Below are 14588 nucleotides of genomic sequence, written 5' to 3' on the forward strand. Positions count from 1 at the left end.
GCTACTTGGGAATACCGGCATCCCGGACGCAGGTTTGAACCTGAGGTCGGCACCACCGCTGACCGAACAGGGCATTCAGGGCATGACATCCCTTTGCTAGACACAATGCCGCTTTGAGGCCTGTTCGGAGACTGCGCCAGGTCCTTGTCATCTCGGTTACGCGCTTCACCGGCAGCGATACCTATCGTGTCGTTGCCATAGGTGCCGCGGTGCGCAGTGTTTCGCAGAGATTTCGCTGAGAAGAACATCAAGCTCTGCGAGGAAAACGTCGCCACGGGCCGACATATGACTTCGACGACAATGCAAGTCCTTACGGTGTTGGGTATTGGTTGAAGCTGGTCGAGACCGTCCCGGCGCCGGCCAAAGCTTCGGTTGCGCGTCTCGGATAGCCGACAGCGCCTTAAGCGAGGTGCAGGGTATGCGTACGCTGAAGGCCGCGGAATGAAGCGTACGTTCAATCATCTCAGTATCACCAAATGACTGCGCTCGGTTCGCTGATTGCCGATCTTGGCTGGTCAAAAGGTGTCATCGCATTGAGAAAGACAACTACTATTTCACTCACGCGGCATTTGGGGCGCTGTCCTCGGTGCTTCCAAATGCGCCGTTCAAGGATACCACCCCGTCTCGTGAAGTGGCAGAGGATCGTCAAGTCGCCTCGCAAGATCGAGCACATGCGCGCGGCGAGCAAATCGCAACAGCTATAATCAGCGGGTAGTCGAAGTGCTTCGGCCCGGCATCAAGCAATCGGACGTAGTTGCTGAGATCTATCATACCGCCATTCATGGCGTTGACGGCATTTGGGTGATTACCCCGCGGCAGTTCCCATGGTCGGTGCCGGGGTCGATGCCTCCGCGCCCCACTCAACGTGGTCTGATCGTGAGATTCGTTCAGGGAAAGCATCTTCTTCGAACTCGCGGGCGTCCATCAGCGGTACCATTGCCCACTCTCGAGAACCTTTTACCTCGGTAGGCCTGACCAGAAGTCATTGACGCGGAAACGGCCGTGCTTGAGGGTAAGGCGGCTGGACTCGAGAAGGCTGTACCGGGCAATGTCTGCGAAGCGCGGTGGGCATGCATGAATCCGGAAATACCACACGCGAGATTTTCGGTCCTAGCAGGTCCGGTAACGAAGTCTTCAATAAATTTCAGGTCGTCTTCATGGGTAAGGATCCGGAACGGCGCCTGCAGCAGGTCGAGGAACAGATACTCAGCCTGATCCCGGAGTGGGAACCAGCGCGGTCGTTAAGATGCCGACGAGTGGCAGAAGAAGCCAGCCAAGCTGCGCCAGAAGGCCCGGGACGCACGCTGGACCGTGAAGGTCTCGAAGGCCAAGGCCGATGAGGGGGGAAAGAGAAAGCAGCGCGATATCGGCCAAAACCCTTCACCACTTCGTCGGCACCCAGCAGCACGTCGTACTTCTTCGGCACGGCCTGGATTATTCCCAGTAGCCGGCCGGCGGTGGCACTATGCGGTCGGTGGTCGGCTCGCCGATGAAGGCGGCGACCGTGTCCGGCCTTCGGCCAAGATCATCTCCCGGACGGCGCAGTATTGCGACACTGCTGTTCACTCAACTAGCGGTCAGCGCGGCGGAAACAGTAGGGCGCCTCGGTGTGCGGGACCGGCGCACGCGGCAGGTCGAAGGCGTTGTAGGTCGAGGCCGGTCAGCGATTCGATCATAATGCCGGAGCCGTGATAGCCGCGCCAGCGCGAGATGATCTTCCTCTTATTCGGCCGCCCCAGCTCGTTGTGGCAGTCGACGCCGCCGCCAATTGCCAGCAGGCGACGATCTCAGGGAAGTCGCGGATGACGCGTTTGAAGTGGTCGAAATCGGCCTGGCGGTGGCGGGCCAGCGTCACCTCCATTAGCACAGTGGCGATCGGCGCTATCGTTCGTATGGCGATCGAGGCATGATAGCCGGACACGATGCCGCCCTTTTGCGCAGTCGCATCCAGCACTGTGTCGGCGACAGTCCGGCCTTGTAGGCCAGCGCCGACTTGGTGATGCGGCCGTCGCGCTGGATGGCGTCGAGGTGTTTTAAGATCGGTCGGATCGAGTCTGAGCAACGCCATGCTAAGTATCGATTTGACGCACTTATATCGGTCCAATTTGTAGCATGCTTCCGAGTCAGCGCCGATCCCAACTACAATCCATTGTTAATCCCCGTCGCGGCAACCGACGCCTACTGTCGTGTTTGTCGGATCCGCGACCCATTGTCTTTTTTGGCCTGACAGCCCGCTGCACACCGGGTCAAGTCATTGAACACACCCCAGAAAAAGATATCTAAGGCTCCCTCGGCGCAAATTGGCGTGACTTTTGAGAAGTCCTCTTCGTGAAACGCGACGCGAGGCGTCTGCCGGGAGGTTTCGAATGGTCAGAAATAGGTCGGAGCTTCTCGTTACCACGCAACTTCCAGTTGCCGCGAGTGACGTTCCGAAAAAAACCGACCGAGATTCATGCCGCCGTGTATTGCAAGGCATCACGAAGTGCCCGCCAGTGGACCGCAACTCGCTCTACTGCGAGCTCTTGCTCTGCACTGGTTTCGCCGACACCTGCGTGCTCGTTGAGTGTTCCGGGCGGTTGTTGGGCGGCTCATCGGCGGCCGAGCGAGCCCTCGACGCCCTTCATTGCCATGCATCCTGAGATACGCAACACACGGGGTGGGCAAGGGGCTGATCATGTCAGCCCTGAACAGGCCATCTTGCGAGAGCGTGACGCACATCAAAGCTGCGTTGACACTCAGCAACCGGGCGTCCAATTTGCTCTTCGCAGGTGTGGCTCGGAAGCTGCGCGCCAATCAGGCAGGCTCTGTGCTTCGACCAAGACATCGATTTTAAAGGACAGCATGAGAGCGAGCACCCGACAAGCGATCGGCCGCATTGTACGCTCCATCAGCCCTGCAGGCATGCGCGCCTGCCCAGCAATACCTAAATAACGAGGCGGCGATGACTGACCGAAGCGCTCCAGACGGCGGGGACGAATTTGCGATCGTCAGCCACCTTGAGTCTGAAGTTCGCCGCTACGCTCGTAGCTTTCCCGTCGTTTTCGCGAAGGGGCACCGGGCGCTCAGCTGTTTGCGCGAGATGGACGGCTTATCTCGACTTTCTCATGGGCTGCTCAAGTCTAAATATGGGCACAACCCACCTGAACTGAAGGCCGCGCTTGCAGACTACATTGCGGGTGACGGTATCACCCATGGCCTCGATCTATATGGGAGGCTCGACTTAGCCCAGGTCTCGACATCTTCGAGGACGCCCCTCCCATCGTTCTTGAGAAGCAACCGCACGCCTTCCCCGCTGGACGTTTCGACACGTCGGACTGTATCAGTTTCATGAGATCCCTGACGATCATCATCAGGTCTCAAGATGCCGTGTTCACTCCGCTGCCGATCACGGTATCGATAGCATTGCGATAGGAGAAGCTCGCGACAATTGGCCTCCTGATTTGTAGTGCTTTTCAATCTAACGGTAGAAGGACCCTGCAATGCGCGACGAGGCGACCACCCTTGAGGTATCGATATATATCTCCTCGCTTGACCGGAAGGCCCGCAAAGCGGGCCTGCAATTCAGGATGGGAGAAGATTTTGAGGAGTACCTTTCAATTACCAGTAAGATTGCCGGGAAATATCCTACCTTTCCGAACTTTCGCCCGGATAGTTCACAGCTTAAGCCTGGCCAGGCGTTTTGGGTCGTTGGAGAAGACCAATTCGGAAAAGTAGCGCATGTCCAGGCGCTTCGTGTGGATGATCTGGCGCCCACCAGCTTGGCCGACCATCTGGAGTCATTGAAAGCCTGCTATGTGGATCCTTCAAGGCATGCCGGCGCGGGTTCGTCGTGTGTTTGTGTCGCGCCGACTGCTCGGATCATAAGCGGGATCGTAGCGTATCACGGCGACTTATGGCTCCGAAGTGACCTTAGAGGACGGGGCTTAGCACCCACGCTTGCAGGTGTCGCTTTTGGGCTGGCATGGGCGAAATGGTCCCCCGATTTCATCTATGCTCTTGTGCCTACTTGGCTTATCCAAAAGGGAGTCGCCGATCAATACGGTTATCTTCACAAAGAAGCACATGGATGCGTCCTGAGTTTACCTGATCGAGACGTCGAAGATGATGACTGGCTCATTTGGCTCACTCAACGCGAGTTATCCCAGCTAATCAAATGCTCGGCGACTGAAACGAGCGGCTTTCTTGAGCGCTATTGACTGTCAGATTTATCATTCTGACCCACGCAGACGTGACTATAGGAAACTGTAGCGCGGCGATATGGAGACCGTGGCGGCGATTACGATGGCCGGTGGAAGGCGGCGTTTGGGCATCATCCATGATGAGACTGCGGACCTCATGTCGCCCCAGGAAGCTCAATTCACGGTACGCATCCGGTGAAGACCGCAGACGTAAGCACCGGAGTGCTGGGGTCAAGCTTTCGATGGGGAGACGCGATGATATTCTTCGAGGAGGAGTGTGAGCTCCTCGATGCCTTCATCGGTGAAGGCCAAGACCCCGTCGTCATCGTTGGTGCCGTACACCCAGATGACGCCGTCCTTGGGTTCGAGACCGAGGGTCAGGTCCTGGATGAGCGCTTCGCTGACGCCGAGTTCGCTGGCGACGCGTTCGACGGTGTAGACGTGATGCACCTTATTGCGCTGCATGATCAGGCCGCAGCTGGTTGGGTCCGCAGTTTTGCGGACCTCCAATTCCACGGCAGCAGATCATGATTTGATGGGCCGGATAGGCGGCCATTCGGGCGAGGACGTCGGAGAGCCAAGCCTGCGGGTCGATATCGTTCATCTTGGCGCTGACGATCATGCTGTAGAGAACGGCAGCGCGCTGTCCCCCCCGCCATCGGAACCGCAGAACAGCCAGGACTTTCTGCCGAGAGCGATACCGCGCAGGGCTCGCTCGGCTGCATTGTTCGATAGGCAGATCGGTCATCCTTCGGCTGAACGAGGAGCACCTTTACGTCTCCGAGCCTTCTGGTCCAGCGTGCTCTACAGTCTGCGAATGGCCGCAAGCATCGAGGACGTTCAGGCCGCACCGGCTTCGTCCAGGACCCTATGGTGTTCGCGCTCTGCGAGCCGACGGTCGATTACGAGCGCGGCCAGAGCGAGATGACGTCAAAGTACGTCTCAGGGGCGGCGATATTCATTTTCCTTTGGCTTGCCTACGAGCTCGTGGGCAATACGGTGCCCGACGAGCTCAGGCGCTTGGGCAAAGAAGGTGTCGACAACTCGTTCCAAGGGTAGCGTTTGTGGGGCGACGAACGGAGGATTACTCATGAAGTGGCGCTACTTCGCGCGCGGAAGCGATTTTTTTCGGCGTGTGGTTGTGAAGGGCATGGCTGTCTTGGGTATGGCGGCGCTGTCGAGCGTCTCGTTCGCCGGTTTAGCGTCGACGGCGTCGCTGCTCGACAAGATCAAGAACGGCGAGACCGTCCGCATCGGCTATTCTAGCGACGCCCCATGGGCCTATTCTGAGGAGAACAACGAACCGATCGGCATCAGCAATACAATTTTACTGGCTGTTTTAAAGAAGATGGGCGCGCCCAAGATTGAACCACTGGTGACCGAATGGGGCTCACTCATTCCGGGCCTGCAGGCCGGTCGCTTCGACATTATTAGCGACGCCATGTTCGTGCTGCCTGAGGGTTGCCTTAATGTGCTGTTCACCGATCCGATCGCCACCGTCAGAGATGCGCTGGTCGTGCCGAAGGGGCAACCCAAAAGGATTGCACTCCTACGACGACATCCGTGACAAGGGCCTGACCATTGTGACAGGCGCTGGCTTCGAGCAGGTCAAGAGCGCGCATAAGATCGGCATCACCGACGACAAGCTCATGCAGGTCCCCGGCTATTCGGAAATTGTCCAGGCAGTTAAGGCCGGTCGCGCCGATGCCGGGGCTGGCGAATACTTGGGAATGAAAAAGGCTATTGGGAGCGATGGCGGTCTTGAGGTGGCCGAGCCGTACACCCCGCCCAGCAAGCCCGGTTATCCAGCCCCGCCTTTCCACTCACTGAGAAAGCCGCAGTCGAGGCCTTCAACACTGCAATGAAAGGTTATATCGGTTCCGATGAGATGCTGGCAGCGGTTAGCAAGTACGGACACGATAAGCTCATGTTGCCAGCCAGCGGCAAAACGGCTCATCTCTGCAAGGGAAACAAGTCCGCGAAATGACGCTCTGTGTCTGATCCTGCGAGGACGATCGAACGAGCATCCGGGGGCCGCGGTATCTACGAGCGTTCCGAGCGCTCAGGCGATGGCTGCCCGATCAGCTGCTGCCAAGCAGCTGCATCCGATCGTTCCAATCCCGGGGGATCCAATTTCGGTCCCTGGACATCTAGAGCACGTCCTGTTTAATCCGGTTCATATCCTGCGGCTTTGAAGTAATTGGCACATTCGGCTGGGGTGAAGAGGTCGACGACCGTGCCGACCGCGTCCCACAGAGCCTTGATGGTTCTCTCGGCCTTTGCTCGCAGCAGCCCCTTGAGTTTGGCGAAGGCGTTCTCAATCGGATTGAAGTCGGGACTGTAGGGCGGCAGGTAGAGCAGGCTCGCGCCTGCGGCCTCAATCGCGTCGCGCACGCCGGCGGCCTTGTGGGCGGGCAGGTTGTCCATGACGACTACGTCGCCCTCAACGTCGGGACCAGCACCTGCTGGACATAGGCCAGGAACACGTTGCCGTTCATAGCGCCGTCGTAGACGAAGGGCGCAGTCATGCCCGTCAGCCGCAGCGCTCCGGTGAAGGTCGTGGTCTTCCAGTGGCCATGCGGCACGCCGGCCCGGCAGCGCTCGCCGCGCGGCGCTCTTCCACGCAGGCGGGCCATCTTTGTGGAGAGGCCGGTCTCGTCGATGAACACGAGCTTCGCCGGATCGAGATCGAGCTGGCCGTCGAACCAGTCCCGGCGCCGCTTCAGCACGTCGGGGCGATCCTGCTCCAGTGCGTGCGCGGACCTTTTTTGAATGTCCAGCCGTGGCCGCGAAGCCAGGCGCTCAAGGCGCTGCGGCTGATCCGCACCGACTGCTCGGCGACCAGCCGCTCCACCATCTCGTTCAGCGTGAAGTCCTTGCGTTCCTCGATCAGCCCGACGATGAAGGCTTCATGCGCATCGAGGATGGAGGCGGGGCGGCGGCCCTGCGGGCGTGGTGCTAGTTCGCCGATCTTCGCCCGCGCAATCCAGCGGATCGCGCTGGACACTCCCACGCCGACCCGCGCCGCCGCTTGCCGCGCCGACATCCCCTCGTCCGAAGCCTTCAAAACCCGCGATCGAAGATCCCCGCTCAATGCTCTTCCCATCGTCCACCTCCATCGCGGTGGATGTTGAATCAGCACAAGACGCAGCTGTCACATCACAATCGATTCATCGACCACAGGACGTGCTCTAGCCCGAAAAATTCACGGTGGTTGGCGGATGTGGTGCAAGCCATCGAAATGACCTAGGATTTGTTGCTTAGGCTGATCCGCGCCATTTCTCGGAGACCACACCCGCCATGAATGATCTTACCCTGCCGCTGAGCGGTTTGTCATACAGTCGGCGGCAAGTCCGTCGTCGCCCGGTTTGACGGCGGCATGCTCTCCTCAAACAGCGGTGTTCTGGCTCTGTCCGAGGTGGAAAAGCGGCTGCGTGTGGCCGACCGTCTGGCGCGCTGCATCGACGATTCGCGCTGGCATCCTGGGCCATCTTGAAGACCGGATCGGAGCGCACCCGGTTGGCGTCGTTGCCATTCTCGTACCGGCGGCGATCATCTTCATGCGAAAGCGATCATGTCCGCCAGGCTTGGGACGACCTGGTCCAAGCAGCGCGGATCGTCGATGCCATTGACGACAACTTCGATGCCCGAGCGGGCTGAGATCCGCCCCCACCTGCGCCGCCTCGTGCGGGCGATCCGGAGTAACTGGCCGAATACACGGATCCCGATCCGGACCGACGACATTATTGCAGTCCACCGGTCATTGACTGGTACCGCGCCAACGATGTCGACTTCATTCTCCGCCTGGGCCCACCACGACGCTGCGCAAGCAGTTCGCGGATCTGGAAGCCAGCACGCTGGCACGTTTTGAGGCGGCGGCGAAAACGAACAAAGTCCGCAGGTTCAAGGAGTTCATTGACGGCGCCGCCAGATGGAGCCGCGTCGAGCGCATCATCGCGCGGTTCGAGGTCGGCGCCCACGGTGCCGATACCCGTTACATCGTCACCAACCTTGCCAGCGGGAAGGCCAAGGCGCCCTACGAGGATGTCTACTGCCGGCGCGGCGCGGCCGAGAACCACATCAAGTCCTGGAAGACGCATTTTGCCGCCGACCGCACATCCTGCACAAGAGCGACGGCCAACCAGTTCCGGCTCTTCCTGCATGCCGGCGCCTATTGGCTGATGTGGGCCTGCGCGCTGCGATGCCGAAACGCTCGAGCTTTGCCGTCGCCCAATTCGACACGATGCGATTGCTCAAGATCGCCGCGCGGGTGGTCGAAATGAAAACCCAGATCCGCCTTCACCTGCCGACATCCTGCCCCGGCCAGCGTTTTCTGCGCATAGTCTCAGTCGCGTCCCGCAACTCGCGACATAACGACGGGGGCGTAGACTTCCCGAAACGAACCCGCCGCCTCAACCTGCCAACCCCGCCTTCCATCACGACGGATCACTGGGCCGGTGAGGCGTGTGAAAACGCGCACCAAAGGCAACCAGATCGCCATTTCAGGCCGCCGAAAGCTCATCGCCGTGCATTAAATGGGCTAGCTTATCATCTTGCCGGCATGCGGAGAGCGCTGGATCTCATGATCAACTGGAACATCGGACAACGGAGCCGCAACTCTGGCCGCGAGGTCTGCTCCATTGATGCGGTCAAGTTCGCGACGCGCATCCCGCACTCACGAAGGCAAGTGATTTGGCCGGGATCGTTGACCCGATGGTTGACCCGCGACAAGCTATGCGAGAAGTTTGCCATCTCCTACCGCAAGGTCCTGGCCTTGCCCGCGCCGCCGACGAAGTCCGAGCTCTACTGACGGCCGCCTCCAGGGTCGGCCCAGTGACCACGCTGGCCTATCCGCGCCGAGCACCGCGTCAAGCTTCACTCGATCAACCCGATCGAGCGGCTCAACTCGGCCAGCACACAGTGCCACACCGGCAAGATAGTTAGGTGCGATAGCTGCTCTTGAGCTACGGTTGAGCAGCACCTCTTAGGCGGTAGACGGAGATATGACGTTGGGATCGATCGGTGAACGCACCTCTCGCCCAATCTCCCCATCGCTCCGCTAGCTCTAGCCCCACGCATTCGGCCATGGTATCGAGTTCTTGGGGGTAAACGTAACGAACGCGTTGCGGTAAACGTCTGACCGACGTACCTGAAAACCAAAGGAGGGTTGAAACCAAGTTCTGGTTTATTGAATCGTGGGCAGCCACCCTGAGGATCGTATTCTCTTGATCCACTAGCCGCGCGGTTGCGGTTTGCTGGCCAGTGACGAGAGGACTCAAGCTTGGTACATCCAATTCTATCACCACAACTCCTTTATCATCTAGCGCCTCCGCGGCAGATCGGAGGCAAGCTATTTGCTCTTCGCGGGTGACAAGCAGCGTGAACGTGTAATAAACGCAATATACCATATTGTAACGGTGCTCTGACACGAAATGGGCAATGTCTCCCTGCCTAGCCTTGACGAGATCGGTCCGTTTGGCGAGGAGTTTCAACATGCTCCACGAATTATCGATACCTTCTACGTTGACGCCGCGCTCACTCAACGGCAATGCCACGCGCCCGTCACCTATACCCAGTTCGAGAGCACTGCCCCCGCTGCAATATCGCTCAAGAAACGCGACCGTTTCGTCTACCTCAGCTACTTTACCTTGCAGCGCCGTGTATTCTTCATAGATCGGAGCGTAGATTTCGCCATAAGTTAACTTATCAGACATTTTCGAGTCTCCTGTCACTGTTTTTAGAAGTTTCTGGATTTAGCTTTATATCTTACTAATCGAAAGCTGATTTGCTTTGTTCGTTACCGAGTGCGTCCAGTCGTCAGCCGGCCTGCGAGACCTGTGCTTGTAAGATGTCCATCGCTGCTGACCTGCACCTAAGCCTCACCACGAGAAAAAACGGGTCGCAGCAGAGCTGAGTGCGCATATTTCGTGACCGGGCACTCTGGCTGCTCAAACAGCGCGCCGATATGTCTCCTGCATAGGTCTGTTCCGTCGCGAGCAACTGGTCGAGGATAGCTCTCAAGCGAAGCTGTTGATAACATTCGTGCGGCTCTGTTGCTGGGTGAACGTGCAGTTGGAAATGCAAGAGGTGTGCCAACTCAAAAAAACGTTGTCAGTCAATAGATCGGCTTTTCGCGTCCGTTTCCGCCTGTTTTCTTTGTCACAACTGTGTCGGGCTTCCAACTAGTCTTACTGAGTCAGAAAATCGCGGATGCGGGGGATTCGCGCTGGTCACGGATTTGTAGGGTGCTGCTTGGTGATCAGGGAGCGCCCGCCATGCCCGACTGGACAGCCGAGAGTGAAGCCGCATTCGACGCCTATGTCGATGCTTTGATCGGGGTGATCGGCCATGCCGACCGAGCTGAGCCGCAGAAGGATTATTGCCTCGGATTTCTAATGCCGCTGGAGCGCAAGAGCGTGGAGTCGTTAGCGGCCGTCACGGCGCCGTCGCTGGGTGGCGGCCAGGCATCAGTCTTTGCTGCATTTCGTGGGGCAGGCGCCGTGGTCGGACGCGGCCTTGCTAGCGCGGGTTCGCGACTGGGTTCTTCCATGGATCGAGCAGCGTGGACCGATCCGGGCGTGGATTGTCGACGGCACGGGCTTTCCCAAGAAGGGCAAGCACTCGGTGGGCGTAGCGCGCCAGTATTGCGGCCAGTTGGGCAAGCAGGACAACTGTCGGATTGCGGTCAGCCTGTCGATCGCGAATGACGCAGCCTCGCTTCCGATCGCCTACGGATTGTATCTCCCGCACAGCTGGGCGGCGGATCCGGAACAACGCAAGAAGGCCAAGATTCCCGCAGAGATCAGGTTCCAGACCAAGCCGCAGATCGCGCTCGAGCAGATCAAGACGGCCAAGGCCGAGGGCGTCGCGCCCGGCGTTGTTCTGGCCGACGCTGGATATGACGCCGACGGCAGTTTCCGCACGGGGCCTGTCCGAGTTCGATCTGACCTATGTTGTCAGCGTATCAGCCCACACTCAGCGTCTGGCGTCTAGGCGAGAGTCCTCTGCCCCAAGCCTCGGAGCGGAAGAGGCCGGCCGCCGTCTCGGATCGGCCGAACTGACAATCACAAGCCGATCTCGGCCAAGGCCTTGGCCGAGGAGTTCGACGCCGAGACCTAGATGTTTAGTCGGCATTTGCTGGAGCGGATTAAGCTTGAAGCGTTCGGGCTGAGCGGCCCAAACCTTGCAGATGAACTCATAGGGTGTACGGCCTTTGAGGGTCTTGCGCCTGCGGCCGAAGTTGTAGGCCGAGATGAAGTCGGCAAGGTGCTGGCGGAGTTGGTCGTGGCTCTCGTAATAGAAGCGCCTAACAGTCGCATCCTTGATGGTCCGGTTCATCCTCTCGACCTGGCCGTTAGTCCACGGATGCTTGCCTTGGTCGTTCGGTGCTCGATGTCGTTCGTCGCGCAGGCGTATTCGAAGGCATGGGCCTAGAAGCGTTCGCCGTTTGCGATGGCTTCCTTGATCAATGGCACGACCGAACCGCCGGCGCCGGGCGTCGTGAACTGGATGCCGTTGTCGGTGAGCACGGTACGGATCTTGTAGGGAACGGCCGCGATCAGGCGCAGCAGGAAGTCTCTCGAGACGGCGGTGGTGGCCTTCTCGTGCAGTTCCACAAAGGCGAACTTCGAGGTGCGATCGATGGCGACGAACATGTGCAGCTTGCCCTGTTCGGTGCGCACCTCGGCGACGTCGATGTGGAAGTAGCCGATCGGAACTTCTTCTTCGCCGGCTTGTCGCCTTCCACGTCCGGCAGGCGGCTGATGCCGTGACGCTGCAGGCAGCGGTGCAGTGATGAGCGCGTCAGGTGTGGGATCGGCGGTTGTAAGGCATAGAGGCAGTCATCGAGCGGCAACAGAGTGTAGCGCCGGAAGGCGACAATGACGGCCTCCTCCTCAAAAGAGAGCACCGTCGATCTCGGCTCTCTCGGACCAGTCGGCAGATCGGCCACCGAGGTCCTCTCCCGCCATTTGGCGACGGTCTTCTGGTTAATCCCGTAGCGTTTGGCGAGGCCCCTCAGGCTCTCTTGACTATGATGTATCGCTCGACGGACAGCCTCTATCGTCGTGGCGCTCCCATGAAGAACCTGGCCCATAGCGCATCCCTTGATTCGGAGGACAGGGGATGCCCATCAAAGCCTGGATCAAACATCTAGCGCACGGTCGCCTGGCGTGAAGGAACCACCGCTTCGCCGCCGTGCGCTTGCTGCCGGGCTCCAGGGACTACAATCGGCCGGAGGCTCACGCCCAAGAGTGGCTCCTGATCGAGTGGCCTGAAGGCGAGGTCGAGCCGAGCAAGTATTGGCTCTCCACCTTGCTGGTGGCCGCTACGATCACCCAGCTGGTCGACGCCGCCAGCTGATGGCGGATCGAGCGAGACTATCAGGAGCTCAAGCAGGAGCTGGGACCGGGCCACTACGAAGGCCGAGGGTGGCGGGGCTTCCACCACCACGCCAGCATCTGCATCGCCGCCTAACAGAGTCATTGCCGGTTGAATCGGGACCAGCTTATGTCTTTGGTTTTGAATGCATCTGCTTCCCAGATGGCTGCCATCTGAACTCTATGTTTGCCGCTCTCGCTTTTTCAGTAAACTTTGACGGCCAGACGAGCTGAGGCGGACGCAAGTGCCGAATGGCGTCATAATCGATGAGCCAGCATTGTACTGCTGTGCGTGTAAACTCCAGAATTGACGAAGTCTCAAAATACATGCGCAGGGAGAGGAAAATGGACAACTGGAATTACAGCCGTCGTGCGGCGTTGAAGACATTGCTATTAGGATCGTCAGCATGTCTGGTGCTGCGCTCAGCTGCGTTTGCGGCCTCATGTGACGGCATCGTTCGCTACGGCACGACGATTGCTCCCGACTCCATGAATCCGTTCGCCACCTGGAGTTCGTTCTGGCCGCTGGTCTTTACCTATGACTTCCTGGTCGGTGTGGACGCCCAGCGTCATTCTGACCGGAAGGGGTTTGCCAAGGAGTGGTCGGTTGCCGACGACCAGCTTACGTGGACGTTCAAGATTTGGCCCGGCATGAAGTGGTCGGACGGCCAGCCCGCCACCGCCCGAGACGCGGCGTTTAGTTATAACTATCTGCTAGGTTCCGTGGGCAAGCCAGACGAGCTGAATATCGGTCAAAACAACACCAGCGGCATGGACCAAATTGCATCCATCACGGCCGTCGATGACGAGACGTTGCAGATCGTAACCAAGTCGCCGTCGCGCTGGCCAGCTGACAACACCACGTGGATTGTGCCCGAGCACATCTGGAAGGGCATCAGCTATGCGGATGCGCGCAGCACTTTCCGCAACGACGCCCCGCTGGTGGGAACTGGGCCTATGATTGTTGCTGAGTTTAAACAAGGCCAGTTTGTGCGCCTCACGCCAAATCCGTATTTCCGCACAGGGCAGCCGAAAGCGGCTGGCATGATTATACAGCTCTTCAGCACGCAAGATCCAATTGCCCAAGGTGTGAAGGCTGGTAGTCTCGATCGTGGTGGACTGACACCCGCACAGTGGGCCGATTTCTCGAAGGATCCCGATATAACGGTCTTTGAAACGCGCACCGAGCAGCGAGATTATCTGGCATTCAACACCTCCTCCGGGAAAGGGGCGGGCAGCACAAAGGCGCTGCAGGATCCGGCATTTCGTGACGCAATTGGATATGCAATTGATCAGAAGACGCTCCTCGATCGCGCCTACCGTGGTCACGCCGACCCTGGCATCGGGCTGGTCATGCCAATAGCGGCTGATTACTACTCGGATCTGAAGGACATCAGGCGTCACTTCGATCTCAAGGAGGCGGCTCGTAGGCTCGATGCGGCGGGCTACCGTGATACGAATGGTGACGGCGTCCGGAAGGACAAGGACGGCAAGCCGTTCCAGCTCGAGCTGATCACGGGGTTGTTTTCCGGTAATGGCCAGCCCCCGCTCGCAACCGTGCAGCTTGTCGCGGGCTGGCTGCAACAAATTGGGGTTTCTGTCTCGGTGACCCAGTTGGACTCTGGTGCGCTCGGCGCCCGCGCTGCGGCGCCGACGAAAGGCGGCGGAGGCTGGGATCTGCTCATTGCCAGCAGCTGGCGGTCTACCTCGCCTCACGACCTGCTCGTGCTGGGGAGCAGCAAGGAGATCGGAGTGGGAGCGACAGGAAACCCATCATACTGGTCTAACGAGAAATTCGACAAGTACCTTTCGGATGTTATCAGCACTGTCGATCTCAAGAAGAGTCAAGAATTGGTCGATCAGGCAGTGCGCCTCATTTATACCGAAGCGCCCTACATCATGCTCGCTTATCCCCTTTCGCTCAGTTCCTATCGCAACGATTGCTTCAAAGGGTGGGGGACAGACTTGTCGGATTGGAGCTACTATCCGCTCGATCGCCTGGCGCCGGTCTGACGACTGGCTCTTTGCGCGG

At 59.0% G+C, this 14588-nt stretch carries 8 protein-coding genes and 8 pseudogenes; 9 read left to right on the forward strand and 7 right to left on the reverse strand.

The features are described 5' to 3' along the window. Window positions 1–1351 precede the first annotated feature (1351 nt). A pseudogene (locus AC0L26_RS29755) lies at window positions 1352–1748 on the reverse strand (aminotransferase class III-fold pyridoxal phosphate-dependent enzyme); the annotation flags it as partial. 3 nt (window positions 1749–1751) lie between these two features. Beyond that, window positions 1752–2068: pseudogene (locus AC0L26_RS29760) on the reverse strand (Lrp/AsnC family transcriptional regulator); the annotation flags it as partial. Window positions 2069–3479: 1411 nt separating this feature from the next. Here AC0L26_RS29760 and AC0L26_RS29765 point away from each other — a divergent pair. Next, a complete protein-coding gene (locus AC0L26_RS29765; protein ID WP_473635776.1) occupies window positions 3480–4196 on the forward strand; it encodes a hypothetical protein in 717 nt (238 codons plus the stop codon). Between the two features lie 213 nt (window positions 4197–4409). Here the strand turns inward: AC0L26_RS29765 and AC0L26_RS29770 are convergent, their stop codons facing one another. Then, entirely contained in the window at window positions 4410–4694 is a 285-nt protein-coding gene (locus tag AC0L26_RS29770) for a hypothetical protein (protein WP_473635777.1), read from the reverse strand. Further along, window positions 4646–4919 (reverse strand): annotated as a pseudogene (locus tag AC0L26_RS29775) (transposase domain-containing protein); the annotation flags it as partial. The pseudogene AC0L26_RS29775 and the gene AC0L26_RS29770, both read right to left, overlap by 49 nt. 129 nt (window positions 4920–5048) lie before the next feature. On the opposite strand from AC0L26_RS29775, the gene AC0L26_RS29780 reads away from it, so the two are divergent. Genes AC0L26_RS29780 through AC0L26_RS29790 form a run of 3 tightly spaced genes read left to right on the forward strand, consistent with a single transcriptional unit; the run spans window position 5049 to window position 6043 of the window. Beyond that, window positions 5049–5237: a hypothetical protein gene (locus AC0L26_RS29780; protein WP_473635778.1), complete on the forward strand. Its 189-nt coding sequence runs from the start codon at window positions 5049–5051 to the stop codon at window positions 5235–5237. A 31-nt stretch (window positions 5238–5268) separates the two neighbouring features. Continuing rightward, on the forward strand, window positions 5269–5745 hold the full coding sequence (locus AC0L26_RS29785; protein ID WP_473635779.1) for a transporter substrate-binding domain-containing protein: 477 nt from the start codon (window positions 5269–5271) through the stop codon (window positions 5743–5745). Then, a complete protein-coding gene (locus AC0L26_RS29790; RefSeq protein WP_473635780.1) occupies window positions 5720–6043 on the forward strand; it encodes a type 2 periplasmic-binding domain-containing protein in 324 nt (107 codons plus the stop codon). Before AC0L26_RS29785 ends, AC0L26_RS29790 begins: the two co-directional genes overlap by 26 nt. 301 nt (window positions 6044–6344) lie before the next feature. Here AC0L26_RS29790 and AC0L26_RS29795 read toward each other — a convergent pair. Beyond that, window positions 6345–7284 (reverse strand): annotated as a pseudogene (locus AC0L26_RS29795) (IS630 family transposase). A gap of 194 nt (window positions 7285–7478) precedes the next feature. Between AC0L26_RS29795 and AC0L26_RS29800 the strand changes: the two are divergent. Both AC0L26_RS29800 and AC0L26_RS29805 read left to right on the forward strand, forming a co-directional pair. Continuing rightward, a pseudogene (locus tag AC0L26_RS29800) lies at window positions 7479–8552 on the forward strand (transposase). Between the two features lie 208 nt (window positions 8553–8760). Then, window positions 8761–8988, forward strand: coding sequence for a hypothetical protein (locus AC0L26_RS29805; RefSeq protein ID WP_473635781.1), 228 nt, complete (start codon window positions 8761–8763; stop codon window positions 8986–8988). A 154-nt stretch (window positions 8989–9142) separates the two neighbouring features. Here AC0L26_RS29805 and AC0L26_RS29810 read toward each other — a convergent pair whose 3' ends face one another. Next, a complete protein-coding gene (locus tag AC0L26_RS29810; protein ID WP_473635782.1) occupies window positions 9143–9892 on the reverse strand; it encodes a class I SAM-dependent methyltransferase in 750 nt (249 codons plus the stop codon). A gap of 561 nt (window positions 9893–10453) precedes the next feature. Here AC0L26_RS29810 and AC0L26_RS29815 point away from each other — a divergent pair. Beyond that, window positions 10454–11273 (forward strand): annotated as a pseudogene (locus tag AC0L26_RS29815) (IS701 family transposase); the annotation flags it as partial. Between the two features lie 33 nt (window positions 11274–11306). Here the strand turns inward: AC0L26_RS29815 and AC0L26_RS29820 are convergent. Next, a pseudogene (locus tag AC0L26_RS29820) lies at window positions 11307–12273 on the reverse strand (IS481 family transposase); the annotation flags it as partial. 89 nt (window positions 12274–12362) lie between these two features. On the opposite strand from AC0L26_RS29820, the pseudogene AC0L26_RS29825 reads away from it, so the two are divergent. Next, window positions 12363–12650: pseudogene (locus AC0L26_RS29825) on the forward strand (IS701 family transposase); the annotation flags it as partial. A gap of 251 nt (window positions 12651–12901) precedes the next feature. Continuing rightward, window positions 12902–14569 carry an ABC transporter substrate-binding protein gene (locus AC0L26_RS29830; protein WP_473635783.1) on the forward strand — a complete coding sequence of 556 codons (1668 nt, stop codon included), beginning with the start codon at window positions 12902–12904 and terminating at the stop codon, window positions 14567–14569. Window positions 14570–14588 lie beyond the last annotated feature (19 nt).

The sequence above is a fragment of the Mesorhizobium sp. WSM4823 genome (genome assembly GCF_055811195.1).